This is a genomic window from Ferrovibrio sp., from assembly GCF_035304305.1.
In the GTDB taxonomy this organism is placed as follows: domain Bacteria; phylum Pseudomonadota; class Alphaproteobacteria; order Ferrovibrionales; family Ferrovibrionaceae; genus Ferrovibrio.
In genome coordinates this window covers 1-25325 of the sequence record NZ_DATGQG010000036.1, presented here as the reverse complement: position 1 = coordinate 25325, position 25325 = coordinate 1, and the positions used below count along the sequence as shown (strand labels likewise).

Annotated in this window: 28 protein-coding genes; 18 read left to right on the top strand and 10 right to left on the bottom strand. The window is 66.9% G+C overall.

Annotation, left to right across the window (positions count from 1 at the left end; all coding sequences use genetic code 11):
- Nucleotides 1-50: 50 nt before the first annotated feature.
- Nucleotides 51-1079, bottom strand: a complete 1029-nt coding sequence (locus VKZ87_RS04135) for a site-specific DNA-methyltransferase (protein WP_324220016.1) — start codon at nt 1077-1079, stop codon at nt 51-53.
- A 274-nt stretch (nt 1080-1353) separates the two neighbouring features.
- Nucleotides 1354-1995 (bottom strand): ribonuclease HII, encoded by a 642-nt coding sequence (locus VKZ87_RS04130; protein ID WP_324219983.1) that lies wholly within the window; start codon nt 1993-1995, stop codon nt 1354-1356.
- A 145-nt stretch (nt 1996-2140) separates the two neighbouring features.
- On the opposite strand from VKZ87_RS04130, the gene VKZ87_RS04125 reads away from it, so the two are divergent.
- Together VKZ87_RS04125 and VKZ87_RS04120 are read left to right on the top strand one after the other, a co-directional pair.
- Nucleotides 2141-2950: a crotonase/enoyl-CoA hydratase family protein gene (locus VKZ87_RS04125; RefSeq protein ID WP_324219982.1), complete on the top strand. Its 810-nt coding sequence runs from the start codon at nt 2141-2143 to the stop codon at nt 2948-2950.
- A complete protein-coding gene (locus VKZ87_RS04120) occupies nt 2950-4416 on the top strand; it encodes a M48 family metalloprotease (protein WP_324219981.1) in 1467 nt (488 codons plus the stop codon). Before VKZ87_RS04125 ends, VKZ87_RS04120 begins: the two co-directional genes overlap by 1 nt.
- A gap of 110 nt (nt 4417-4526) precedes the next feature.
- On the opposite strand, the gene VKZ87_RS04115 is transcribed toward VKZ87_RS04120, so the two are convergent.
- From VKZ87_RS04115 to VKZ87_RS04090, 6 genes are all read right to left on the bottom strand, one after another.
- On the bottom strand, nt 4527-5459 hold the full coding sequence (locus tag VKZ87_RS04115) for an RNA polymerase factor sigma-32 (protein WP_324219980.1): 933 nt from the start codon (nt 5457-5459) through the stop codon (nt 4527-4529).
- A 202-nt stretch (nt 5460-5661) separates the two neighbouring features.
- The gene (locus VKZ87_RS04110; RefSeq protein ID WP_324219979.1) at nt 5662-6528 is read right to left on the bottom strand and encodes a hypothetical protein; all 867 of its coding nucleotides are present in this window, start codon (nt 6526-6528) and stop codon (nt 5662-5664) included.
- A 109-nt stretch (nt 6529-6637) separates the two neighbouring features.
- Nucleotides 6638-7159 carry a CarD family transcriptional regulator gene (locus VKZ87_RS18485; RefSeq protein ID WP_414655622.1) on the bottom strand — a complete coding sequence of 174 codons (522 nt, stop codon included), beginning with the start codon at nt 7157-7159 and terminating at the stop codon, nt 6638-6640.
- Between the two features lie 750 nt (nt 7160-7909).
- The gene (gene fdxA / locus VKZ87_RS04100) at nt 7910-8254 is read right to left on the bottom strand and encodes a ferredoxin FdxA (RefSeq protein ID WP_324219977.1); all 345 of its coding nucleotides are present in this window, start codon (nt 8252-8254) and stop codon (nt 7910-7912) included.
- A 128-nt stretch (nt 8255-8382) separates the two neighbouring features.
- Nucleotides 8383-8658 (bottom strand): RNA-binding S4 domain-containing protein, encoded by a 276-nt coding sequence (locus VKZ87_RS04095; RefSeq protein ID WP_324219976.1) that lies wholly within the window; start codon nt 8656-8658, stop codon nt 8383-8385.
- Between the two features lie 48 nt (nt 8659-8706).
- A complete protein-coding gene (locus VKZ87_RS04090; protein WP_324219975.1) occupies nt 8707-9828 on the bottom strand; it encodes a carboxylate-amine ligase in 1122 nt (373 codons plus the stop codon).
- 157 nt (nt 9829-9985) lie between these two features.
- Here VKZ87_RS04090 and VKZ87_RS04085 point away from each other — a divergent pair, with 157 nt between their 5' ends.
- The 12 genes from VKZ87_RS04085 (at nt 9986) to VKZ87_RS04030 (ending at nt 18602) form a co-directional block, all read left to right on the top strand.
- On the top strand, nt 9986-10726 hold the full coding sequence (locus VKZ87_RS04085; protein ID WP_324219974.1) for an SDR family oxidoreductase: 741 nt from the start codon (nt 9986-9988) through the stop codon (nt 10724-10726).
- A gap of 105 nt (nt 10727-10831) precedes the next feature.
- Nucleotides 10832-12148: a bifunctional phosphopantothenoylcysteine decarboxylase/phosphopantothenate--cysteine ligase CoaBC gene (gene coaBC, locus VKZ87_RS04080; RefSeq protein WP_324219973.1), complete on the top strand. Its 1317-nt coding sequence runs from the start codon at nt 10832-10834 to the stop codon at nt 12146-12148.
- Nucleotides 12145-12651, top strand: coding sequence for a dUTP diphosphatase (gene dut / locus VKZ87_RS04075; protein ID WP_324219972.1), 507 nt, complete (start codon nt 12145-12147; stop codon nt 12649-12651). Before coaBC ends, dut begins: the two co-directional genes overlap by 4 nt.
- A 5-nt stretch (nt 12652-12656) precedes the next feature.
- Nucleotides 12657-13106, top strand: a complete 450-nt coding sequence (locus tag VKZ87_RS04070; RefSeq protein WP_324219971.1) for an Rrf2 family transcriptional regulator — start codon at nt 12657-12659, stop codon at nt 13104-13106.
- An 86-nt stretch (nt 13107-13192) separates the two neighbouring features.
- Nucleotides 13193-14167: a cysteine synthase A gene (gene cysK / locus VKZ87_RS04065; protein WP_324219970.1), complete on the top strand. Its 975-nt coding sequence runs from the start codon at nt 13193-13195 to the stop codon at nt 14165-14167.
- The gene (locus VKZ87_RS04060) at nt 14168-14989 is read left to right on the top strand and encodes a molybdopterin-synthase adenylyltransferase MoeB (RefSeq protein WP_324219969.1); all 822 of its coding nucleotides are present in this window, start codon (nt 14168-14170) and stop codon (nt 14987-14989) included. It begins immediately after the preceding gene.
- The gene (locus VKZ87_RS04055) at nt 14986-15564 is read left to right on the top strand and encodes a PAS domain-containing protein (RefSeq protein ID WP_324219968.1); all 579 of its coding nucleotides are present in this window, start codon (nt 14986-14988) and stop codon (nt 15562-15564) included. The genes VKZ87_RS04060 and VKZ87_RS04055 overlap by 4 nt, the downstream gene beginning before the upstream one ends.
- A gap of 618 nt (nt 15565-16182) precedes the next feature.
- Nucleotides 16183-16560 carry an AtpZ/AtpI family protein gene (locus VKZ87_RS04050; RefSeq protein WP_324219967.1) on the top strand — a complete coding sequence of 126 codons (378 nt, stop codon included), beginning with the start codon at nt 16183-16185 and terminating at the stop codon, nt 16558-16560.
- Nucleotides 16561-16563: 3 nt separating this feature from the next.
- Nucleotides 16564-17319, top strand: coding sequence for a F0F1 ATP synthase subunit A (locus VKZ87_RS04045; protein ID WP_324219966.1), 756 nt, complete (start codon nt 16564-16566; stop codon nt 17317-17319).
- A 63-nt stretch (nt 17320-17382) separates the two neighbouring features.
- Nucleotides 17383-17607: a F0F1 ATP synthase subunit C gene (locus VKZ87_RS04040; protein WP_144068315.1), complete on the top strand. Its 225-nt coding sequence runs from the start codon at nt 17383-17385 to the stop codon at nt 17605-17607.
- Nucleotides 17608-17612: 5 nt separating this feature from the next.
- The gene (locus tag VKZ87_RS04035; protein WP_324219965.1) at nt 17613-18104 is read left to right on the top strand and encodes a F0F1 ATP synthase subunit B'; all 492 of its coding nucleotides are present in this window, start codon (nt 17613-17615) and stop codon (nt 18102-18104) included.
- A 12-nt stretch (nt 18105-18116) separates the two neighbouring features.
- Complete coding sequence (locus tag VKZ87_RS04030; RefSeq protein WP_324219964.1) at nt 18117-18602, top strand: F0F1 ATP synthase subunit B; 486 nt, start codon at nt 18117-18119, stop codon at nt 18600-18602.
- Between the two features lie 74 nt (nt 18603-18676).
- On the opposite strand, the gene VKZ87_RS04025 is transcribed toward VKZ87_RS04030, so the two are convergent.
- Nucleotides 18677-19618, bottom strand: a complete 942-nt coding sequence (locus VKZ87_RS04025; protein ID WP_324219963.1) for a class I SAM-dependent methyltransferase — start codon at nt 19616-19618, stop codon at nt 18677-18679.
- A gap of 182 nt (nt 19619-19800) precedes the next feature.
- Nucleotides 19801-20478, bottom strand: a complete 678-nt coding sequence (locus VKZ87_RS04020; RefSeq protein ID WP_324219962.1) for a DEAD/DEAH box helicase — start codon at nt 20476-20478, stop codon at nt 19801-19803.
- Nucleotides 20479-21148: 670 nt separating this feature from the next.
- On the opposite strand from VKZ87_RS04020, the gene rpmI reads away from it, so the two are divergent.
- The 4 genes from rpmI to pheT form a co-directional block, all read left to right on the top strand.
- A complete protein-coding gene (gene rpmI, locus VKZ87_RS04015; protein ID WP_324219961.1) occupies nt 21149-21349 on the top strand; it encodes a 50S ribosomal protein L35 in 201 nt (66 codons plus the stop codon).
- Between the two features lie 19 nt (nt 21350-21368).
- Complete coding sequence (gene rplT, locus VKZ87_RS04010; protein WP_324219960.1) at nt 21369-21737, top strand: 50S ribosomal protein L20; 369 nt, start codon at nt 21369-21371, stop codon at nt 21735-21737.
- 99 nt (nt 21738-21836) lie between these two features.
- Nucleotides 21837-22922: a phenylalanine--tRNA ligase subunit alpha gene (pheS, locus tag VKZ87_RS04005; RefSeq protein ID WP_324219959.1), complete on the top strand. Its 1086-nt coding sequence runs from the start codon at nt 21837-21839 to the stop codon at nt 22920-22922.
- On the top strand, nt 22919-25325 hold a 2407-nt coding region (pheT, locus tag VKZ87_RS04000; RefSeq protein ID WP_324219958.1), incomplete at its 3' end, for a phenylalanine--tRNA ligase subunit beta. The genes pheS and pheT, both read left to right, overlap by 4 nt.

Below are 25325 nucleotides of genomic sequence, written 5' to 3'. Positions count from 1 at the left end.
CCCCACCGGGGGCAGAGCCTAGCATCGGCCAGCGGGAACAGGAACTGCGCTCAGGGCAGTTCGGCGCGCAGCTTCTGCCGCAACACGTCGATCGGCACCAGCTTGCCTTCCACCTGCATATGCCAGAAAACCCAGCCGTTGCATGCGGTGGCGTTCATCACATGGGCGCCCATCTTGTGGATCGACCCGCTGGCATCGGCCGTGGCCAGGGTGCCGTCGGCGCGCACCCGGGCGGAAAAGCGCCGGGACGGATCGACCAGGACGGTGCCCGGCGAGAGCAGGCCGCGCTCGACCACCCAGCCGAAGGGAATGCGCGGTTCGTCCTTCTTTGATTTCGTGACGTCGACGTCATCCGGCGCCGCCGGCTGCACGGTCGCGATGCGCCGCTCGGCGGCCTTCGCATAGGTCCTGTCGCGCTCGACGCCGATGTAATGCCGGCCGAGCCGCTTGGCGACCGCGCCGGTGGTGCCGGAGCCGAAGAAGGGATCGAGAATCACGTCGCCCGGCTTGGTGGAGGCGATGATCACGCGATGCAGCAGGGCTTCCGGCTTCTGGGTCGGATGCGTCTTGGCGCCGTTCTCGCCGCGCAGCCGCTCGCTGCCCGAGCAGATCGGGATCAGCCAGTCGGAGCGCATCTGCAGGTCGTCGTTCAGCGCCTTCATGGCGTCGTAGTTGAAGGTGTAGCCCTTGGCGTCCTGGCTGCGCGCGCACCAGATCAGCGTCTCATGGGCGTTGGTGAAGCGCTTGCCGCGGAAATTCGGCATCGGGTTGGTCTTGCGCCAGATCACGTCGTTCAGCATCCAGAAGCCGAGATCCTGCAGCTGGGTGCCGAGGCGGAAGATGTTGTGGTAGCTGCCGATCACCCAGATCGTGCCGTTCGGCTTCAGCACCCGCTGCGCGGCCTTCAGCCATTCCCGGCTGAACGCGTCATAGGCGGCAAACGAGTCGAACTTGTCCCAGTCGTCGTCGACCGCATCGACGACGGTGTCGTTGGGCCGGCGCAGTTCGCCGGTCAGCTGCAGATTGTAGGGCGGGTCGGCGAAGATGCAGTCGATGCTCTCGGCCGGCAGCTTGTTCATCTCGGCGACGCACTCGCCGATCAGGATGCGGTCCAGCGGCAGGTCGGGATGCGGCAGGCTGCGCGACACTTCCGCCTTGGGCAGCCGCGAAACCAGCGGCCGGGCGCGGAGCTTGGCGCTGCGGCCCGCATCGGGACTGGATTCCACGAGCCTGAGATGGCCCTTCCGCAGCCCCTTGGTGTTGCGGGACTTGCGGGTCGGGTCGATGAATGTCGGCGCCATGTGCGGATCTTCCCCCTAAAACGATCCGCAAGTCATTAGATTCTTTGGGTTATCAGGTCGTTAACTCTAGATCTAGAGTCATCTGCTGGTGTACAGGCGCAAAACCTAGTCTGTGATGCGGCGAAATGCCGACCAGCTTCAGCCCGGCATGGTGCGACGGCGTGCCGTAACCCTTGTTGCTGTCCCAGCCATAGGCGGGGTAGCGCCGGTGCAGTTTCGTCATGGCGCGGTCGCGGGTGACCTTGGCGATGATCGAGGCCGCGGCGATGGATACCGAGATCGCATCGCCGTCGACGATGGCCGTTGCCGGGCAGCACAGATCCTTCGGGCAGTGATTGCCGTCGATCAGCGCGTGATCGGGGACGATGCGCAGCGCCGTCACGGCGCGGCACATGGCGAGCATGGTGGCGTGGAAGATGTTCAGCCGCGTGATCTCCGCCACGCTGGCGGCGCCGATGCCGAAGCGCAGCTCGCCGGCGCGCGCGCGTTCCATCAGCCGGCCGTAGAGCAGTTCGCGCTGCGCGGCATCCAGTTTTTTTGAATCGTCGAGGCCCCGCGGCCGGCGTCTGGGGTTGAGAATCACGGCGGCGGCGACCACCGGCCCGGCCAGCGGGCCGCGCCCGGCCTCGTCGACGCCGCAGATCAGTCTGCCGTCACGGCCACCGAGCTTTGATTCATATGCGAAATTCGGCACGGATCGCAGATTCCCCGACTGCCCAGCTTCTGCCACGAAGCGGCATTATAGCGGGGCCATCCTTGCCCGCATCCGGGGTGCTGTGGAAAAGTCGCGGAAAATGTCAGCTGAGGTGAAAATAATGCGTGCGGCTGCCGCTCCTCCGATGTCCCGAAACGCCATTCCCAGCGCCGATCCCGACGGCGAAATCCTCACCCGGCGGGAAGGCGCCGTCTTCCTGATCGGCATCAACCGGCCGCAGAAACTGAACGGTTTCACGCCGAAGATGCTGAAGGAGCTCGCGGCTGCCTATACCGCCTTCGAGCATGATCCCCAGGCGCGGGTCGGCCTGCTGTATGCCGAGGGCCAGCATTTCACCGCCGGACTCGACCTGCCGAAGGTGGCGCCGCTGATGGGACAGAAGAACCTTCTGGCCGAACCGGGCCAGATCGATCCCTGCAACAACGTGCCGCCCTTCCGCAGCAAGCCGCTGGTTGCCGCCGTGCAGGGCATCACCTACACGATCGGCATCGAGCTGATGCTGGCCGCCGATATCGTGGTGGCCGCCAGCGACTGCCGGTTCAGCCAGCTGGAAGTGAAGCGCGGCATCATGGCGACCGGCGGCGCGACCATCCGCATGGTCGAGCGCGCCGGCTGGGGCCATGCCATGCGCTATCTGCTGACCGGCGACGAATTCGACGTCGCCACGGCGCTGCGGCTGGAATTCGTCCAGGAGGTGGCCGAGCCCGGCGGGCAGTTCGACGCGGCAATGAAGATTGCGCAGACGATTGCCGCCCAGGCGCCGCTCGCGGTCGCGGCGACCCTGCGCAACGCGCGGCTTGCCCTGGAGCACGGGCCGGCCGCCGCCGTCGCCGATTTCCATGAAACCCAGAAGATGCTGATGGCGAGCGAGGATGTGAAGGAAGGCATAGCGAGCTTCGTCGAGAAGCGCGCCGCCAATTTCAAGGGACGCTGATGCTCAACCTGCTGCGAACGGGATGCCTGGCCGTCTGCCTTGCCGCCGCGAGTGCCGCGCCGGTCCAGGCCCAGATCTTCATGTCGCCGGAAGAGGCGAAGGAGCTCGGGCAGAAGGAGCATCCCAAGGTCATCCAGGAGTTCGGCGGCGTCTACGAGGACCCCAATATCGGCGCCTATGTGGCCGGCATCGCCGGCCGTCTTGCCAGCGTCTCCGGCCAGCCCGCCACCAGCTTCACCTTCACGGTGCTGAACTCGCCGATCGTCAATGCCTTCGCCCTGCCGGGCGGCTTCGTCTACATCACCCGGGGTACGCTGGCGCTGGCGAACAACGAGGCCGAAGCGGCCGGCGTGCTGGGTCACGAGATCGGCCATGTCATCGCGCGGCATTCCGAGCAGCGCTACGACCGTTCGCTGATCACGCAGGGCGCGGTGGGACTGGGATCGATCCTGGGCTCGATTTTCCTCGGTTCCGGTGCCGGACAGGCGATCGGCCAGATCGGCAGCCTGACCGGCAGCGCCTATCTCGCCAGCTTCAGCCGCGAGAACGAGTTCGAGTCCGACCTGATCGGCGTGCGCCTGCTGGCGCAGGTCGGCTACGCGCCGGACGCCCAGGCGGCTTTCCTGCAGTCGCTTTCGGATTACAGCGATCTTGCCACCAAGATGGCGGGCCAGGCCGGCAAGGACCGCACGATGGACATGTTCTCCACCCATCCGCGCGGGCCCGACCGTGTCAGGGCGGCGATCGAGGAGGCGCGCGCCTGGCCGCAGGATCCGATCTACCGCCGCGACGAATATCTCGACCGCATCGACGGCATGCTCTACGGCGACGATCCGAAGGAAGGCGTGGTGCGGGGCACGACTTTCACGCATCCCGATCTGCGCCTGAGCTTTTCGGTGCCGCAGGACTGGCGGATTTCGAACACGCCGGCGGCGGTGATCGCCAGCCATGCCTCGGGCCAGCTGCAGTTCGACATGGAGCGCGACAAGCGCAAGGTGCAGAGCGTCGGCGGCCAGCCGCTGCAGTATCTGACGCGGGTCTGGCTGCCCAATCTGCGCTTCCAGAATGCCGAATCGATCAAGGTCAACGGCATGCCGGCGGCCACTGCCTCGGCGCGGGTGCAGACCAAGAGCGGAAGTACCGTCGACGCGCGGTTCGTTGCCGTGCAGTTCCCGAACGGCGAGATGGTGCGCTTCACCATCATCGCGCCGTCGGGCGGCCTTCAGCGCATCGAGGCGGACATGATCCGCAGCGTGAACACGCTGAAATACCTGAGCGAGCAGGAAGCCGCGGCGATCAAGCCGCTGCGCCTGCGGGTGGTGCCGGTGAAGCCGGGCGACACCTCGGAAAGCGTGGCCGCGAAGCTGCCCTTCGCCCGCTACAAGCTGGAGCAGTTCCGCGTGCTCAACGGGCTGCGCGAGGGCGAGGAGATCAAGCCCGGCGAGCGCATCAAGATCGTGGAGTGAAGGTTGTCACGGCGGCGCACCCGGCGGACTTCCCGTCAAACACGTTGTCATGGTCGGGACAGGGCCGCGCATGACATGTCTTGAAATGCCCGAAGTGCGGGCGGGCAGTACTATCCCGCGGCGATGTCGCGCTGCAGGTCGGGAATCTCGCCGAGCTGGCGGCGCAGCCGTTTCAGCGCCTGATGCTCGAGCTGACGCACGCGCTCCTTGGAGATGCCGAGCGTCACGCCGAGCCGCTCCAGGGTCACTGCCTCGTCGTTGAAGAAGCGGGCGCGCACGATGACGCGTTCGCGCTCGGGCAGGGTCGCCATCGCCTCGTCCACCCAGCGGGCGCGCAGGCGTGAGTCACGGCGTGCGATGGTGGCCTCTTCCGGATCGGGGCGTTCGTCCACCAGCAGGTCCTGCCAGGCGGCCTCGCCATCCTCGCCGATCACCGCGTTGAGCGAGCGGTCGACGGCAGCCAGCCGGCTTTCCATATGGGCGACGTCGCTCTCGGTGACATTGAGCTGGCGCGCCAGCCGGCTGCGGCCTTCCCGGCTCAGGCTGTCGCGGCCGCCGCGCTCGATGCGCGCCCGCAGGCGGCGCAGGTTGAAGAACAGCGATTTATGCGCCGCCGTGGTGCCGGTGCGCACGATCGACCAGTTGCGCAGCACGAAATCCTGGATCGCGGCGCGGATCCACCAGGCGGCATAGGTGGCGAAGCGCACCTCGCGCTCGGGCTCGAAACGCGTCGCTGCCTGCATCAGGCCGAGATTGCCTTCCTGGATGAGGTCGTTGAGCGGTAGGCCGTAATGGCGGAACCGCACCGCGGTCGAGATCACCAGCCGCATATGCGGCGCGACCAGCTTGTGCATCGCCGTCTGGTCCTGGGTCTTGCGCCAGCGCCTGGCCAGCGCGACCTCCTCCTCGGGGGTCAGCAGGGGCAGGCGCATGGCGCGCCGCACGAAGGCCCGGTCGCTGGCGTCGGACGACGCGCCGGCGCTGCGTCCGGCGGTGGGGCGGCCGGCGGAAGAGCGGGGAGCGGACATCCGGTCTGCGGTCATGGCAGCATCATTCTTCTGCCGGTTTACGACCGAATTAGGGCGGATCACTTCACGCTTTTGTGTTCCGCGGGAGCGCGCGCAGGCGGATTTGTTCCGGTCGTTCCACAACCAGCCGCGGCCGGCCGCGGCTTGCACCGGGGCCGGCAGGACTGAATGTCCGAAACCGGCCCGCCGTTCCCGCGATGGCGGTCGCGGGGCGGATTCAGATGGCGAAATTCTCCACGATGGCGCCGTCGGGCGAGAAGCAGGCGACGTTCAGGCTGCCGCCGAAGCCGGCGCCGCCGTCGAGGCAGCAGGTGAAGGCGTCGAGATGCGCCCCCTCGCCGCGCGGGTTGCAGCCGCTGATGACCCTGCGGAAGCCGGCATAGGGCTGGGCCAGCCCGCGGAAGGAGGGCGACCCCCACCAGAGGTGGTCGGACTGGGCGGCGAGCGGCGCGCCCGGATCGATACCGGCATGCACGAACAGCAGCTCGCCGCCTTCCGTGTAGGCGGCGCGGCGGAAGCTGGCGAAAAGCTCGTCATGGCCGGGATGCTGGCGGATGGCGGCGCGCAGCGAATTGGTCCAGCGGCTGATGCTGGCGGCGCCGTCGCGCAGCACCGCCTGTGCCTGCGCGGGATCGATGCCGTAGCCGCGCAGCACGGGTTCCAGCCCGTGCCGCAGCATCCAGTCGAAGACCTCGCGCGGGCCGGGCGCGAACTGGATCTGCAGCAGCTTGCGCCACATTTCCTCCTGCGCGCCCCGCAGATAGACGATGTCCTCCGGCTCGACGCCGGGCAGGCAGAGGAAGTCGCGGCGGAAGGCAAGCAGTTCGTCCAGGGTGGCGATGGTCGCCGCGCCATGGCCGATGACGTTGCCGAGATAGACGAGGCGGTCGCCCGGCAGCAGCCGGGCCGCCAGTTCCTGATGCGCTTCCTGCAGGCGCTGCACCTCGGCGTGGATCGCCGCCACCGCCCAGACCCGGCGCGCAAGGCGCAGCACGGCGAAGGCTTCCGTGGCGGGTGCCTGGGCCTGCGGTTTTGCCGCTCCACCGTTGGCGGCGGTTCCGGATCTGGAATGGAGTGCGAGCAAGTCGGTTATCGAATCGGCCAAACGAAGCAGGGTCCGGCAGTGGATGCTACCGGACCCTTCTGGTGTTGCGAAGCGAAAAGCCGTGTGACCTTTTCGCGCATTGTCTGCGTCAGGCGACTTTCAGGATTTTCTCGAGCTTCTTGGTTGCGGTTTCTTCGTCGATGCGCTCCACCGCGGCGAGCTCGCGCATCAGGCGGTCGAGCGCCGATTCGTAGATCTGGCGTTCGGAGTAGCTCTGGTCCGGCTGGCCGGCATTGCGGTGCAGGTCGCGCACCACCTCGGCGATGGCGACCGGATCGCCCGAATTGATCTTCGCCTCGTATTCCTGCGCGCGGCGGCTCCACATCGCCCGCTTGACGCGGGCGCGGCCCTTCAGCGTGTCGAGCGCGGCCCGCATCTTCTGCGGCGTCGAGAGCTTGCGGATGCCGACCGCGTTCACCTTGCTCAGCGGCACACGCACGGTCATCTTGTCGCGCTCGAATTCCACCACCATCAGATCCAGCTCGAAGCCGGCGATCATCTGGCGTTCGATGCGCAGGATCTTGCCCACGCCGTGGGTCGGGTAGACGACATAGTCGCCGGCGGCGAAATCCACCTTGACCTTGCTCGGTGCCGGCTTGAGCTGGACCATCTTGACCGGCTGCTGGCTGGCCCGGCTTTCCAGCGCGGCGGGGCGCACCGGCTGCGGCAGGGGGCGCGACGGCGGCGCCGAAACCGCCAGCGGCTTGGTGACGGCGGGCTTGGCCGGAGCCTGCTTGGTCGCGGCGCTGGCCTTGGCGGACGCCTTGCCCTTGGCGGTTTCCGGCTTGGCCGTCGCCTTCGTCTCGGTCTTGGCGGGCTTCGCCGCCTTTGCCTCGGCCTTCTTCGGCGGCTGGGCGGTCGTCCTGGTTTTGGCTTCCGCCTTCGGCGCGGCCTTGGCGGCCGGCTTGGCCGCGCTGCTCTTCGCGGCGGTCTTGGCGGGCGCCTTCTGCTTCACGGTGGCGGGCTTCTTGGCGACGGCGGCGCGGGCGGCCGGCTTCGCCTTCGCCGCCGGTTTGGCCTTGGCGGCTTTCGACGGACTTGCAGACTTCACCTTGGCCGGGCTTTTGCTCTTGGCTTTCTTCACGGGCCACCCTCGCTGATCTCACGCCAAAACGTCACCTCGGCCAAAACCGCATGCCGTCCAGGAGGTTCGATGCAAACCTGGAGGAATGGGTGCTGGCCAAGACCATGGAACGGATGCAACCTGGAGTTTTATCCAGAAGCCATCCTGCTCGTCCGCGAGCATGCTGCTGCAGATGAGGTTATTGTTCAGTTATAAAGATACCACAATTCCACGCTGAATCACAGCGCGATCAGGGACAGGAATCCCCGTCCGATGCCCGTTTTGGGCGAATTGTCCCTATTTGGCCGTTCCTGTTCCGGGATTCGGGCTGAAATGCTCGGCGAATTTGTTCGCCACCCCGTTCCAGTCATCGGCGTCGGCCGGCGGCTCGCCCTTGCGGGTGATGTTGGGCCACTTGGCCGCGTATTCGCGGTTCAGCTCGATCCAGTTCTCGGTCCGCTTGTCGGTATCGGGCATGATCGCCTCGGCCGGGCATTCCGGCTCGCAGACGCCGCAGTCGATGCATTCGTCCGGGTGGATGACCAGCATGTTCTCGCCGACGTAGAAACAGTCGACCGGACAGACCTCGACGCAGTCCATGTATTTGCACTTGATGCAGTTTTCGGTCACGACGTAGGTCATTGCGAGAAACCTTGAGAGGTCTGGCTGCGGACTGCGCTCATATGGGGCGGCCGTGGCCCGTCGGGTAGCACGTGCTCCTGCCCCGGTCAATTATGTGCACACGAACGAGCTGTCGCACCCCCCTCCGGTCAGGGGATGATCTCGTAGCCGGCCTGGGCCTCGGCCGCCGGGCCGCGGCGCAGCGGCAGCGCGAGGATGCGCAGCACGCAGACCCCGCGGGGCAGCGGCAGGGTCAGCACGTCGCCCGGCCGTACCAGCGCATGGGGCTTGTCGACCACCCGGCCGTTGATGCGGATGCGGCCCTTTTCCGCGAAACCCTGGGCGATGCTGCGCGACTTGCAGAAGCGCGCCATCCACAGCCATTTGTCCAGGCGCAGGGCGCCGTCGGATTGCGGTTCAGCCATTGCCGGAAGAATGCCTCCGCCCGGGCCGGGTTTCATCCCGTCGCAGGATCATGCCGCCGTTTTCTCGATCAGCCAGCCGACCACTGCGCGCAGCGCCTCGATGCGGCTGGCGCCGGCCTCGCGGGCCTGGCGGTAGACCGCGATCTGCTGCGCCGCCGAGGTGCCGCGCTCGAGGATCACGCGGACATGCGCCACCTCGCGCGTGCAGCCGAGCGCCGCGGCGTCCTCCGCGATGAGGTCGATCATGTTCTCGACCACCTCCGGGAACGGCACGATGCAGCGCGCGTCGATGTCGATCAGGCCTTCCGTGGTGCCGTAGCGCTGCGCCCGCCAGCGGTTCTCCTCCAGCAGCAGCCGCGTGTGGTTGCGCCAGGTGCCGTTGAGATTGGGCCGCCGGCGCAGCATGCGGGCGAGGCAGCGGTACAGCGCGGCGATGCACAGCGTGTCTTCCAGATGGGTGCAGGAATCGGCAATGCGCAGCTCCAGCGTGGGGAAGCGGAGGCTGGGGCGGATCGACCACCAGATATGGGTCGCGTCCTCGATCACGCCGGCCGAGACCAGGGTGTCGACATAGCTGTTGTAGTCGGCGAGATTGACGAAGAATTCCGGGATTCCGGTGCGCGGCAGCTCGTCATAGGCGGCCAGCCGGTAGCCCATCAGGCCGGTCGCGTGCTTGCGCCAGAAGGGCGACGAGGTGCTCAGCCCCAGCAGCACCGGCAGGAAGGGCAGGATGCGGTTCATCACGTCCAGCCGCACATGCGGGTCGTTCAGCTCGACATGGACATGCATGCCGCAGAGCATGTTGCGCCGCGCCAGGATCTTCAGGTCGTCGGCGATCTTGTGGTAGCGCGGCTTGTCGGTCGGCTCCTGCTCGGTCCATTCCGCCAGCGGATGCGTGCCGGCGGCGAAGATCGCCAGGCCGAATTCCGCCGTCGCCTCCTTCAGGGCCGAGCGGCAGTGGCGCAGCGCCGCGCGGGCCTCGTCCAGCGAGGTGCAGACCGGGGTCGCCACCTCGATCTGCGACTGCAGCAGCTCGGTCTGTACCTGGTCCCCCAGCGCCGACCGGCAGCGCCGGATCAGCGCCTGCGGCATGCGCGGCACGGCATTATGCGTATGCGCATCGGCAAGGAAATATTCCTCTTCGATGCCGATGGGATAGGCGTCCGTCATCGCCTGTCCTTTCGCGGCAGGGGGTGGGGCACAGGCAGCAATAAAGGGGGACCGGGCGCCGCCGCAACCGGTTCCGGAGCCGAGCGCCGAAAAGACACCGCGGGGCGCCCCACGCGGCCGCTGGTCACTGCCCGGCCGCTGCGATAGATTTGCAACTATGCCTGATCGTCAACGCACGCTGATCCTCACCGGCGCCAGCCGCGGTATCGGACATGCCACGGTGAAGCGGTTCTCCGCTGCCGGCTGGCGGGTCTTCACCGTGTCGCGCCAGCCCTTTTCCGAGCATTGCCCCTGGGAGGGCGGCGCGGAAAGCCATGTCCAGATGGACCTGGCCGACATCGACCAGCTGCCGGCCGCCATCGAGGCGCTGAAGGAGCGCCTGCCGGACGGCAAGCTCGACGCGCTGGTCAACAATGCGGCGATCTCGCCCAAGGGGCCGGGCGGCTCGCGGCTCGGCGTGCTCGACACCGACCTGCAGACGATGCTGCATGTCTACAATGTCAATCTCTTCTCGGTCGCCCTGCTGGCCCAGGGCCTGTTCCAGGAGCTCAAGGCGGCTCAGGGCTCGATCGTCAACGTAACCTCCATCGCCGGCAGCCGCGTGCATCCCTTCGCCGGCATGGCCTATGCGACCTCGAAGGCCGCCCTGGCGGCGCTGACCCGCGAAATGGCGTCCGAATTCGGCCCGCATAACGTCCGCGTCAACGCCATTGCGCCGGGCGAGATCGACACCTCGATCCTCTCGCCGGGCACCGACGAGATCGTCCGCCGCGAGATTCCGATGCACCGTCTGGGCAAGCCCGAGGAGGTCGCGGCAACGATCTACTTCCTGTGTACGCCGACCTCGTCCTACGTGAACGGCGCCGAAATCCACATCAACGGCGGCCAGCACGTTTAGCATTTCCCCCGAGGTCTTGTAGTTTCTGCCGGAGTAGAATACTTTTTAACACACTCCGGTGGCGTGAATTGACGCGCGCCGGCACAAGGGATGGCGCGAACGGGCATGCTCAAGGGCAAACGAATCCTGCTGGTGATCTCCGGCGGAATCGCCGCCTACAAGGCGCTGGAGCTGATCCGGCGCCTGCGGGAGCGCGGCGCCAGCGTGCGCTGCGCGATGACGAAATCCGCCGAGCAGTTCGTCACCCCGCTCAGCGTCGCCTCGCTCAGCGGCGAGAAGGTCGCGACCGATCTCTTCTCCCTGACCGACGAAGCCGAAATGGGCCATATCGAGCTCTCCCGCGATGCCGACCTGCTGGTCGTCGCCCCGGCCACGGCCAATATCCTCGCCCGCATGGCCAGCGGGCTCGCCGACGACATGGCAACCACGCTGCTGCTCGCCACCGACAAGCCGATCCTCGTGGCTCCGGCGATGAACGTCCGCATGTGGGTTCACCCGGCCACGCAGCGCAACATCGGGATCCTGAAGCAGGACGGCGTGGCCTTCGTCGGTCCGAATGACGGCGAGATGGCCTGCGGCGAATTCGGTCCCGGCCGCATGGCCGAGCCGCTGGAGATCGTCGCCGCCATCGAGGAACAGTTCGGCCGGCCGCAGCCGAAGCATCTCACCCTGGTGCAGCCTGCGGCCGGAAGCCGGACCGCCTCCGTCGCGCCGCTGCAGCAGGATCTGAAGGGCCGCAGGATCATCGTCACCTCCGGTCCCACGCACGAGCCGATCGATCCGGTGCGCTACATCGCCAACCGTTCGTCGGGCAAGCAGGGCCATGCCATCGCGGCAGCTTTGGCTGCGCGCGGCGCCGAGGTCACGCTGGTCACCGGGCCGGTCAATCTGCCCGATCCGTCGGGCGTGACGACCGTGCATGTGGAAGCGGCGCGCGACATGTTCTCCGCCTGCTTCCTGCGCCTGCCGGTGGATGCGGTGGTCTGCGCCGCCGCGGTGGCCGACTGGCGGGTCGCGGTGGAAGCGCCGCAGAAGCTGAAGAAAAGCGGCGACGAGCCGCCGTCGCTGCGGCTGGCGGAAAATCCCGACATCCTGCGCGCCATCGCCACCACCGATGCCAAGCGCCGGCCTGCCCTGGTGGTCGGCTTCGCCGCCGAGACCGAGCATGTCGTGGCTTATGCGCAGAAGAAGCTCGTCGCGAAGGGCTGCGACTGGATCGTCGCCAATCATGTGGGCGAGGGTAGCGGCACCTTCGGCGGCGACGAGAATACCGTGCATCTGGTGCGCAGGGACGGCGTGGAAGACTGGCCGCGCATGAGCAAGGCCGATGTCGCCGCCCGGCTCGCCGAGCGCATCGCCGGATTTTTCAGCGCCGGCGGCAAGACCGGCGCCAGAGTGAAGTCAGCGGGGAAGAAAGCATGACTGCCCGGAATCTGCAGGTCGCGGTGAAGCGGCTGCCCCATGCCGAAGGACTCGCGCTGCCGGCCTATGCAACGCCGGATTCCGCCGGCCTCGACCTGCAGGCGGCGATTTCGGAGCCGGTCACGCTGCAGCCCGGCGAGCGCCGGCTGGTGCCGACCGGCCTCGCCATCGCGGTGCCGCCGGGCTTCGAGGCACAGATACGGCCGCGCTCGGGGCTCGCGCTGAAGCATGGCGTTACCGTGCTCAACGCGCCCGGCACGGTAGACGCCGATTACCGCGGCGAGGTCGGCGTGGTGCTGATCAACCACGGCGACAAGCCCTTCACCATCCATCGCGGCGAACGCATCGCCCAGATGATCGTGGCGGCCTATGCCCGGGTCGCCTGGAACGAAATGGCCGAGCTGCCGCAGACGCAGCGTGGCGCCGGCGGCTTCGGTTCGACGGGGTCGCATGCGCTCCCGGATGCGGCGGCGACGCCGCTGAAGACAGCTCAGGGAGAGTGACAGCCATGTTGAAATGTACCAGGCGCACCATGCATGCGCTGGAGGCCGTCGTCGACATCGCCTTCCATGCCAGGCCCGAACCGGTGCAGTCCAAGGATATTGCCGCTCGCCAGGGCGTGCCGCAGCGCTATCTCGAACAGGTGATGCAGCATCTGGTGCGCAACGGCATCCTGAAGGGCGTGCGCGGTCCGCGCGGCGGCTACACGCTGGCGCGCGAGCGGCGCCGCATCACGGTGGGCGAGGTGGTGCGCATCGTGTCGGAGCTGGACGCCGACGGCGAGGAGGAATTCCGCGCCGGCTCCGAACTCGGCCGCCGCACGGTGCAGCCGATCTGGGAGGAATGCCAGGCGGCGATCATGGCCAGGATCGACAAGATCACCCTGGACGATCTGTGCAGCCGCGCCGAGACCGCCGGCTTCGCCGCCGAACTCGAGACTGCTGATTTCACGATCTGACGCCGTTGCGATCCGGGGCCGGCCCCGTGCCGCCCGGAACCTGACGGCAGGATAGGCAACAGGCATTTCAACGAGCGCGAGGAAACATGAGCCAGGCCCGTAACGCATCCGCCGTCAATCCGCCGCGCGGACGGATCTACAATTCCATCGTCGACACGATCGGCGCCACCCCGCTGGTGCGCATCAACCGCCTCGCCGCCGAAGCGGGCGCCAGGGCCGAACTGCTGGCAAAGCTGGAATTCTTCAATCCGCTGGCATCGGTGAAGGACCGCATCGGCATCGCCATGATCGAGGCGATGGAGAAGGGCGGCAAGCTCAAGCCCGGCGCCACCATCATCGAGCCGACCTCGGGCAATACCGGCATCGCGCTGGCGTTCGTCGCCGCCGCGAAGGGCTACCGCCTGATCCTGGTGATGCCGGAAAGCATGTCGATGGAACGGCGCAAGATGCTGAAGTTTCTCGGCGCCGAACTGGAACTGACGCCGGCGCCGCTGGGCATGAAGGGCGCGCTGGCCCGGGCCGACGAGCTGCTGAAGGAAATCCCCAATTCGGTGATGCCGCAGCAGTTCGAAAATCCGGCTAATCCGGAAATCCACCGCAACACCACGGCAGAGGAAATCTGGGCCGATACCGACGGCAAGGTCGATGTGGTGATCTCCGGCGTCGGCACCGGCGGCACGCTCACCGGCGTGGGCAGCGTGCTGAAGCAGCGCAAGCCGTCCGTGCGCATGATCGCGGTCGAACCCGAGGACAGCCCGGTGATCTCCGGCGGCAAGCCGGGGCCGCACAAGATCCAGGGCATCGGCGCCGGCTTCATCCCCGGCAACCTGGATACCGGCCTGATCGACGAGACGATCACCATCGGCAATGAAACCGCCTTCGAGACCTCGCGCCGCATGGCCCGGCTGGAAGGCATTCCGGCCGGCATCTCGTCCGGCGCGGCGATGGCCGCGGCGCTCGAAGTCGCAAGCCGTCCCGGCATGGAGGGCAAGACGGTGGTGGTGGTGATTCCATCCTTCGCCGAACGCTATCTCTCCACTGCGCTGTTCGACGGGCTGTAAGTGTTCTCCCGGGAGGAACTCGAACGTTACGCCCGGCACATCATCCTGCCGGAAATCGGCGGCGCGGGTCAGCAGGCGCTGAAATCCGCCCGCGTACTGGTGATCGGCGCCGGCGGGCTGGGCTCGCCGCTGCTGCTCTATCTTGCCGCGGCCGGCATCGGCACGATCGGCATCGTCGACGACGACACCGTGTCGCTGTCCAACCTGCAGCGGCAGGTGGCCCACGGCATCACCTCGCTCGGGCAGAAGAAGACCGAAAGCGCGGCGGTCGCCATCGCAGACCTCAATCCGCATGTCCGGGTGATCGAGCACACCCTGCGGCTCAGCCCGGAGAATGCGGACTCCGTGATCTGCGGCTACGACATCGTCGCCGATGGCAGCGACAATTTCGAAACCCGCTTTCTCGTCAACGATACCTGCTACCGCCTGAAGAAGACGCTGGTAACCGCGGCTATCCTGCGCTTCGACGGCCAGCTCTCCACCTTCAAGGCGCATCGCGGTCCGCCCCATCCCTGCTATCGCTGCGTCTTCCCCGAACCGCCGCCGCCCGGCAGCGTGCCGGCCTGTTCCGAAGCCGGCGTGCTCGGCGCTTTGGGCGGCGTGATGGGCAGCCTGCAGGCGCTGGAAGTGGTGAAGGAGATTCTGGATCTCGGCGACAGCCTCTCGGGCCGGCTGATGCTCTATGACGCCCTGCGCGGCGATTTCCGCACCGTGCGGCTGCGCCGCGACCCGCATTGCCGCATCTGCGGCGGCGGGAGCGAACCGGTGTCCCCCGACTGCGGCGCGGAAACCGGTCCCCCGGGGACGGGCTCTCCGGCATGACCGCAGGCCTCCCGCAGGACGAGGAGGAGGTCATCGGTCGCTGGCCGGCGCTGGAAGACCGGCGGATGGCTCTGCTGCTGCGCCGCTGGGCCGGATGGCGCGAGGGCACGGCTCCGCCGCCGCGCAGCCGCATCGATCCCGCCGCGCTGAAACCCTGCCTGCCCCATGTCTGGATCTGGCGTCTGACGCCGGACCGTCTTTCCCTGACCTGCACCCTGGCGGGTGAGAAGATCCAGGAAGCCTGGGGCCGCGGCATCATCGGCAACGACCCGCTCAGCCTCTGGGGTCCTGAGTCGGGCCTGGTGGTGCGCGACAGGCTGCGGCGTGTCGCGCTGACCCCGGCCATCGTCCATGGCCGCAGCGGCATCCTGTCGGGGGAATCGGCCAGCCCGGGAAAATTCGCCGAGCGCCTGATCCTGCCGCTGGCCACCGACGATGGCGCGCCGTTCGGCGTGATCGGGATGACGCTCTACCGCTACGATCCGGTCGCCGCGGCCGGCCAGCTGCCCCGCGTGCTGCTGTCCTCTCAGCGGCATCCCTGCGCCGCCCTGCCGGAGGGACTGCCGCCGGACTGATGCCCGCGATGAGAACATAACAAGAATATATTCTTGGATCGACACTGAATCTATGGTAGTATTCCCATTCTGAAGCTCCGGCCCCTGGTTTGCCTGTGGTAACGGGCTTCCGAAACCGCAAAAGGCGCTGCTGTTGGACATCGTGGATCGGAAAATCAGTCACTTGGCATCGAAGGCCAGCGACTTGTGCGGGATTCAACGGGACTGAACGGGACTCAACTGGCTCTCAACGGGATTCAACGGGATTCAACGGGATTCAACGGGATTCAACTGGCATCGAACGGGACTGAACTGGCCTCCAACGGGATCGAACTGGCTCCGACCGGGCTGCAACCGGTTCGCGGCAGACCGGAATGATGGCGGGTCCGGCCAAATTCTGCGGCTGATTGTCGCAGGCCGACATCAATCTGGCGGCCGCGTCGGGCAGCTGAAAACACGGCGCGCCGCGAATGCCGGATAGCTTATGAAATGCCAGTGTTTACAAGGGGCTTAACTTGGCAGATGCGAGCGATTCTCAAGTAAGAGATGTCCCCCGCGCTGCTTGACGCTGATTGAGGCGGTTTTTATGGTGCCGGCGCTTTTCCGGCCTGTCCGGACGAGCACCCGGAGCGCATGCCGATGGCCGATCAGCAGGGAACGCCTGACAGGGGTCAGCCCGAGAGGACGGCCGGAGAGCATGCCGCGCTGGACAGCCTGAACGCCAAGCTGGACGCCCTGCGCGACCGGCGGGCGGGCGAGCAGAAGCCCGAAGCCGATCCGCGCCAGACGCGCACCGTCGGCAAGGCCTGGTCGCTGGCGATCGAAATGGTCGCGGCCGTCTGCGTGTCGCTGTTCATCGGCTGGTGGGTCGACCGCTGGCTGGGCAGTGCGCCCTGGGGCCTGCTGGGATTTATCCTGCTCGGGATCGCCACGGCCATGTGGTCGGCGATCCGGACGGGAATGATGATGCAGCGTGAGCAGCTCAAGGGCGCTGACGCAGAGAAGAAGGAAGACTGAGACGTGGCCAGCCCGCTCGATCAATTCAAGGTCAAGTGCCTCGCGCTCTGCGGTGAAGGCGGCACGCTGCAGCCATACTCCTTCACCAATGCCTCGGCCTTCATGGTGCTGGCCGTCATCGGCGCGACCCTGCTGATGGTCTACGGCATGCGCCAGCGCAGCCTGGTGCCGGGCCGCATGCAGTCGATCGCCGAGCTCACGTACGAATTCGTCGCCAACATGGTGCGCGAGAATGTCGGCAGCAACGGCCGGCAGTATTTCCCGTTCATCTTCACGCTCTTCATGTTCATCCTGTTCGCGAACATGCTGGGCATGATCCCCTACAGCTTCACGGTCACCAGCCACATCATCGTTACCCTGGCGCTGGCGCTGGTCGTGTTCCTGGGCGTGACCATCATCGCCATCGCCCGCAACGGCATCCACTTCTTCACCCATTTCATGCCCGCCGGCGTGCCGATGTGGCTGGCGCCGGTGATCATCCCGATCGAGATCATCTCCTACCTGTCGCGCCCGGTCAGCCTCAGCCTGCGTCTCGCCGCCAACATGCTGGCCGGCCACACCACGCTGAAGGTCTTCGCCGGCTTCGTCGTCTCGATGATCGGCATGGGCGGCGTGCTTTCGGCTTCTGGCATCCTGCCGCTGATCATGGTGACCGCGCTGACCGCGCTGGAATTCCTGATCGCCTTCCTGCAGGCCTACGTCTTCGCCATTCTCACCTGCCTCTATCTCTCGGAAGCGGTGAACATGGAGCATCACTGAGACCGGTTTCCGGCTCGGTTCCGCGTAACAGTTCGAGTTTCTAACCTGGAAAGGACGAGTATTATGGATCTTGCTTCTGCAAAGATGATCGGTGCCGGCATTGCGGCCATCGGCATGGGCGGTGCGGCGATCGGCGTGGGCCTGATCTTCGCGAACTTCCTCAACGGCGCGCTGCGCAACCCGGGCGCCGCTCCGAAGCTGTTCGGCAACCTGATGCTGGGCTTCGCGGTGACCGAAGCGCTCGGCATCTTCGCCCTGCTGATCGCGCTGCTGATCCTGTTCGTCTGAGCTAGATGCCTCAGCTCGAAACAGCCACCTTCCTGCCGCAGCTCGTTTGGCTGCTGATCACCTTTGTCCTGCTCTATGTGCTGATGGCAAAGGTGGCGCTGCCGCGCGTGGCTGCCGTGGTCGACGAGCGCAAGCGTCGTCTCGACCAGGACCTGGCGGAGGCGGCGCGGCTGAAGCGCGAGACCGAGGCGGCCATTGCCGAATACGAACAGGCACTGGCCGCCGCGCGCACCCAGGCGCAGGCGATAGCGGGCGAGGCCCGGGCGCAGATCTCCGCCGAGACGGCGGCGCAGCGCTCGAAGGTCGAGGCCGAGATCGCCGAGAAGACCAGGGCGGCGGAAGCCAGCATCAACGCGGCCAAGCAGCAGGCGCTGAGCCAGCTGACTTCGGTGGCGGCGGATGCGGCGGCCGATGTCGTGGCACGCCTGAGCGGCACGGCGCCGTCGGCCGACGCGGTGAATGCCGCGGTCGCCCAGGCGCTGGGCAAGCGCGGCTGAGGAGGGAACCGCATGTTCCAGGATCCCACCTTCTGGACCCTCGTCGCCTTCGTCGCCTTCTTTGCCCTGATCTTCTGGCTGAAGGTTCCGGGCAAGGTGACGGCGCAGCTCGATGAGCGTGCCGCGCGCATCAAGAAGGAACTGGACGAGGCCGAGAAGCTGCACCAGGAAGCGCAGCATCTCTTCGCCGAGTACCAGCGCCGGCAGCGCAACGCGATCAAGGAGGCCGAGGAGATCATCGCCGCGGCCCGTGCCGAGGCCAGCGCCCTGGTGAAGCAGGCGGAAGCCGAAACCGCCGCGACGCTGGAGCGCCGCCGCAGGCAGGCCGAGGAGAAGATCGCCCAGGCCGAGAAGCTGGCCCTGCAGGAAGTGCGTGACACCGCCGTGGAAGTGGCCATCGCCGCTGCCGGCCAGGTGCTCGCCGGCAATCTGCAGGGTGCCGCTGCGGCGGCCCAGATCGACCGCGCCATCGGCGACGTCAAGGCCAAGCTGCACTGACCGCCGTCGTCATACAGACATGAAAAGGGCCGCAGCGATGCGGCCCTTTTTGCTGCCGGTTCTGCTGCTAGGGCTCAGTCCGTCACGCGGCAGTAGACGCGGAACTGCCGGATGATGTTGGCATCAAAGGCGCTGAGACGGATCGCCCAGTGCTCGCCCTCGGAGATTGCCCAGTCGCGCTCGTTGTCGCTGACCGCCTTGCCGCGCAGCTTCACCTCCTCGGCATAGCGGCCGAAGGAATGCAGCACCGCCTGCTTGAGCTCGGGCGTGACGTCCTCGATGTAGCAGGTGACGAAGTTCAGGCTTTCCAGCTCGGCCTGCAGGCCTTCCGGCGTCAGCAGATGCGGCTTGACCGGCTCGCGCTCGTGCCAGACCTCGTAGGTGCGGCTGTTGGTCGAGCCGGTGAGCAGGAAGTCGGTGAACATCAGCTGCCCGCCCGGCTTCAGGGCGGCGCGGATCTTGGCCAGCAGCAGGCGCTTGTCCTGCACCGCCATCAGGCCGTCCTTGGAGACCACGGCGTCGACGCTCCGGCGCTTGAGCTGCAGGGCGTCGAGCGGCTGCGCCTTCATGTTGATGCGCTGCTTCAGGCCCTGCTGCCGGGCGATGTCGATGGCCGCCGCGACGAGATCCTCGTCCTGTTCGTAGGCGTCGATCCACAGATTCTCGCGCGCCATCAGACGGCTCATGCCGCCGAGCCCGCTGCCGAGTTCGGTGATGGAAAGATTCGGATTGAGGCCGAGCGGGGCGATCAGCGGCTTCATCAGCTCTTCGCCGCCCGGCTGGTTGAAGCCCTCGCCGAACAGTTTCTGCACCACCTGCAGGCGGCGCGGGGTCCAGCGCTCCAGCGTCGGGGCTTCCTCCACCGGCTCGGGTTCGGCTTCCTCGGGGGGCTCGGCCGGCCTGGTGGTGTAGTCCTGGACCATGTGGCGCATGACATAGTCGTCGCCATGCCACCAGGCGCGCAGCCTGTCGCGCCAGGTCGGATCAGGGAACTGCTCGGGATTCTCCTTCGCCACCAGAGCCATTCTCGCAGGATAAACGTGGTTACAGACCGGTTACAGACGACCAAGCTGTAGTCCGGCAGGGTTGATTTTCCGTTGCCTGCGCAAAGCCCGGCGGATCCGGGCCGGCGGGGCCAAAGAAAAACGCCCGCTGACGCGGGCGTTTTCACGGTTACGGATGGTCAGGAAACGCCCGATCAGCCCCGGCTCGAAACCCGCTGCGGGAGCAGGTCGCGGACCCGGCGGCGCGCTTCAAGGTCGCGGAGGCGGGCCGACTGGGCGGTGGTGATCAGACGCGGCGCCGGCGGATTGGCCAGCACGGTGACCGGGTCGGTCAGCAGGCTATCGGCCAGCTGCTTGATCTCGGCGGGCAGCGTGGTGGCGAACACGATGGTCTGGCGCTCGGTCGGCGCGGCCTCGAAAATGGCGCGCAGCTCGTTGGTGACGCCCAGTTCCAGCATGCGGTCGGTTTCGTCCAGCACCAGGATCTCGAGCTTGTTCAGTTCCAGCAGGCCGGCATTGATCAGTTCGACCACGCGGCCCGGCGTGCCGATCAGGATGTCGATGCCGCGGCCCAGAGCCTGCGCCTGGGCGGCCTTGCCCGGGCCTTCATAGACGGTGGCCTGGCTCAGGCGCACGAAGCGGCCATAGGCGCGGAAGCTTTCCTGGATATGCTGCACGCGCTCGCGCGAGGTCGTCAGGATCAGGGCGCGGGCCTTGCGGGCGCCGGCCGGATGACGGTCGATCGAGAGATGCTGCAGGATCGGCAGCGTGAAGGCGACGGTCTTGCCGGCGCCGGCTTCCGCCTGGCCGAGCAGGTCGCGGCCCTGCAGCAGATGCGGGATGGCCTTCGCCTGGATCGGCGTCGGAGACACGTGTTTTTCCGCCGTCAGCGCGCGCTGAATGGGTTCTACAAGGTCAAGCTGCGAGAATTGGATGGCGTTCAACATCAGTCTTCAATCTTGGTTCAAACGGCGTTCCGACGGCGACTAGGTCACCCCGCCCGGCTGCGCCGAGGCGCGGCGGCGAAACGAGATGGCTCACAAAAGCCAGGCTGACCGGAGCGTTCGTACAGCGGCGTCCGGCTGGAAACCGCGAACCCGCGTGATACTAACGGCGAAACCCGCGTTTGCAAGTGCGAAAGTGCACATGCGACAATCACACCCGCCGGGGAAAAAGCGACTCATTCCGATGCCTGTCCTCGCCTTGTCATATGGATTTAATCTCCTGTTTTGCAAGTAGTTTTTCCAAAAATCGCGCAAAACCCGAGTCGCGGCCGCGCGGCGTCGTTTCGTTCTGCAACCCTGCCCCCGGGGCGTATTCACCCCTGCGTGCAGCAGACCCCTCCGGCGGGGCTGAAAGAGCCGTGTGGCGGCCCCGGCCGGCCTGGGGCTTCCCCCTTGGATCGGCTGGAATATTTCCGGGAATCCAGTTGCCAAGCCGGGGGCGGCCGGCTACAAACCCGCCCTCGTATCGGGTGTTCCGGCTTGTAAGGGCTGCCGTGTCCACCCCGAAGCCACTCCTTATGATTCGGAGGTTATGCAAATGCCCAAGTTGAAGACCAAAAGCGCGGCCAAAAAGCGCTTCAAGCTGACCGCGACCGGCAAGGTCAAGCGGGCCCACCAGGGCAAGCGTCACGGCATGATCAAGCGCACCAACAAGCAGATCCGCAATCTGCGCGGCACCACCCTGGTGTTCGAAGGTGACGCGCGCAAGATCATCAAGAACTACCTGCCGAACGGCTGAAGCGTAAGGATAGACCGCCATGTCACGCGTCAAACGGGGTGTTAACGCCCGCGCCCGCCACAAGAAGGTCCTCAAGCTCGCCAAGGGCTACCGGGGCCGCAATTCCACCGTCTTCCGCGTCGCGATCGAGAAGGTCGAGAAGGGCCTGCAGTATGCGTTCCGCGACCGCCGCGCCAAGAAGCGCAATTTCCGCGCGCTCTGGATCCAGCGCATCAACGCCGCCGCCCGCGAGCAGGGTCTGACCTACGGCCGATTTATCAACGGCCTCGCGCTCGCCGGCGTGGAGATCGACCGCAAGGTGCTGGCTGATCTCGCGGTGCACGAGCCCGAGGCCTTCAACGCCCTGGTGGCGCAGGCGAAAGCCGCACTGCCCGCCAAGGCGGCCTGACCGGCCCCCGCCCGTCCGTCATCCGAAAGACCGTATTGCGAAGGGGGCCGTATCCGCGGCCCCTTTTGTCATTCTGGCGCCATGCGCCGAAGAGGAGTCATGACCGAGATCGTCAAACTGGCGGAAGAAGCCGAACGTGCCATGACCGCGGCCTCGAGCCTCGAGGCGCTCGAGGAAGCGCGGCTGTCCGTGCTGGGCAAGAAGGGCTGGCTCTCGGCCGCCCTGAAGGAACTCGGCGCGCTGAATGCCGAGGAGCGCAAGGCGCGCGCGCAGCAGCTCAACGAGGTGAAGGATCGCCTCGCCGCGGTGCTGGAATCGCGCAAGACGGCGCTGAACGACGCCGCCATCGAGGCGCGGCTGAAGGCAGAGCGTCTCGACATGACCCTGCCGCTGAACGAGAGCGCCGAGGCACAGGGCCGCATCCATCCGGTCAGCCAGGTGATCGACGAGATCACCGAGATCTTCGCCGCCATGGGCTTCTCGATCGCCGAGGGACCGGACATCGAGGACGACTTCCACAATTTCACCGCGCTGAACATGCCGCCGGAGCATCCGGCGCGGCAGATGCAGGATACCTTCTATCTGCCGAAGCGCGGCGCGGACGGCGAGCAGATCGTGCTGCGCACGCACACCTCGCCGGTGCAGATCCGCACCATGCGCGGCGGGCCGCCGCCGCACCGCATCGTGGTGCCCGGCCGCACCTACCGGTCGGACTACGACATGACCCATACGCCGATGTTCCATCAGGTGGAGGGTCTGGTGATCGACCGCACCACCCATATGGGCCATCTCAAGGGCGTGCTGACCGAGTTCTGCAAGGCCTTCTTCGAGACCGAGAACGTGAAGATGCGCTTCCGGCCGAGCTACTTCCCCTTCACCGAGCCCTCGGCCGAAGTCGACATCAACTGTTCGCGCGAGGGTGGCGTGCTGCGCGTGGGCGAGGGCGACGACTGGCTTGAGATTCTCGGCTCGGGCATGGTGCATCCGCGCGTGCTGCAGCATTGCGGCCTCGATCCCAACGAATGGCAGGGCTTCGCCTTCGGCATGGGGATCGACCGCATCGCCATGCTGAAATACGGCATCCCCGATCTGCGCGCTTTCTTCGACGCAGACCTGCGCTGGCTGAAGCATTACGGCTTCGTGCCGCTCGACATTCCCACGCTGGGCCAGGGGGTGGCGCGATGAAGTTCACGCTGGAGTGGCTGAAGAGCCATCTGGAAACCGACGCCTCGCTGGATGAAATCGCCGCGAAGCTGACCAGCATCGGCCTTGAGGTGGAGGGCATCACCGACCGCGCGGCCGTCTATGCTCCCTTCATCGTGGCCGAGGTGCGCAAGGCCGAGCCGCATCCCAATGCCGACAAGCTGCGGGTCTGCGAGGTCTTTACCGGCAGCGAAACCCTGCAGGTGGTCTGCGGCGCGCCGAATGCGCGTGCCGGCATGAAGGGCATCTTCGCGCCGGTCGGCTCGACCGTGCCCGGCACGCAGATGCTGCTGAAGGCCGCCACCATCCGCGGCGTCGCCTCCAACGGCATGCTCTGCTCGGAACGCGAGATGGGCCTGACCGACGAGCATACCGGCATCATCGACCTGCCGGCGGACACCCCGGTCGGCGCGGCCTTCGCCGATGTCTTCGGGCTGAACGATCCCGTCATCGAGATCAAGCTGACGCCGAACCGCGGCGACTGCCTCGGCGTGCGCGGCATCGCGCGCGATCTGGCCGCCGCCGGCCTCGGCACGCTGAAGCCCTATGACTTCTCGGCCATCGCCGGAAAGTTCAGGAGCCCGATCGGCGTGCGCCGCCAGCTGCCGCCGGAGCATGACCGGGCCTGCGCGATCTTCGCCGGCCGCCTGATCCGCGGCGTGAAGAACGGTCCGTCGCCGGCCTGGCTGCAGCAACGGCTGAAGGCGATCGGCCTGCGGCCCATCTCGGCGCTGGTCGATATCACCAATTTCATCACCTACGACCTCGGCCGTCCGCTGCATGTCTTCGACGCCGGCAAGGTGAAGGGCGACATCCAGCCGCGCATGGCGAAGCCGGGCGAGAAAATCCTCGCGCTGGACGGCCGCGAATACGCGCTGGACGAGACGATGTGCGTCATCGCCGACGATGCCGGTCCCGAGGGCATCGGCGGCATCATGGGCGGCGAGCATTCCGGCTGCACGGATGCGACCACCGACGTCTTCGTCGAATGCGCCTGGTTCGATCCGGTGAGCATCGCGACCACCGGCCGCAAGCTCGGCATCCACTCGGATGCGCGCCACCGCTTCGAGCGTGGCGCCGATCCCGCGCTGGTGCGGCCCGGCATCGAGGTTGCCACCCGCATGATCCTCGACCTCTGCGGCGGTGAGCCCTCCGAGGTGGTGATCGATGGCCAGGAGCCGGAATGGCGCCGTACGGTGGCGCTGCGTCCCTCCCGGCTGAAGGGCCTGGTCGGCTTCGATCTGCCGGTGGAACGGCAGACCGCGATCCTGCAGGCGCTCGGTTTCGAGGTGAAGCCGGACGGCGACCGGCTGTCGGCGCAGCCGCCCTCCTGGCGCCTCGACATCGACGGCGAGGCCGATCTGGTCGAGGAGATCGCCCGCCTGCACGGCTTCGACGCGATTCCCGCCGAGCCGCTGCCGCCTCTGCGCGCGGTGCCGCTGCCGGCACTGAACCTGGCGCAGCGTCGCATCCGCGTGGCGCGCCGCGCGCTGGCCGCCCGCGGCCTGGTCGAGGCGGTGACCTATTCCTTCATCAAGAGGTCGGAAGCCGAGCTGTTCGGCGGCGGACAGGAACAGCTGCTGCTGCTCAATCCGATCAGCGCCGACATGGATGCGATGCGGCCCTCCATCCTTCCGGGCCTGATCACCGCAGCGAAGCGCAACATGGACCGCGGCTTCGCCGATGTCGCGCTCTGCGAGGTGGGGCCGCAGTATCACGATGTCGGCGTCGACGGGCAGATGCTGGTGGCGAGCGGCATCCGCCGCGGCCAGACCGGGCCGCGCCACTGGCGCGACAAGCCGCGGGCCGTCGATGCCTATGACGCCAAGGCCGATGCCATGGCGGCGCTTTCGGCGGCCGGCGTGGTGGTCGAGCAGCTGATGGTGATGGACGGTGCGCCGGCCTGGTATCATCCGGGCCGTTCCGGCACGCTCCGGCTCGGACCGAAAACCGTGCTGGCGACTTTCGGCGAGCTGCATCCGCGCATCCTGCAGGCCATGGATATCCGCGGGCCGCTGGTCGGCTTCGAGGTCTTCCTCGATCGCATCCCGCAGCCGCGCGCGAAAGGGGCGGGCCGCACCAAGCCGGCGCTGAAGCTCTCCGAGCTGCAGGCGGTCGAGCGCGATTTCGCCTTCATCGTCGACAAGTCGGTCGCCGCCGACACGCTGATCAAGGCGGTGCGCGGCGCCGACAAGGCGCTGATCACGAAAGTGTCGGTCTTCGACGTCTTCTCCGGCACGGGCATCCCCGAGGGCAAAACCTCGCTGGCGCTGACCGTGCGGCTCGAGCCGCAGCAGCAGACCCTGACGGATGCCGAGATCGAGGCCGTTACCAGGAAAATAGTGGCGGCAGCGGAAAAGGCCTGTGGCGCGGTTCTGCGCGGCT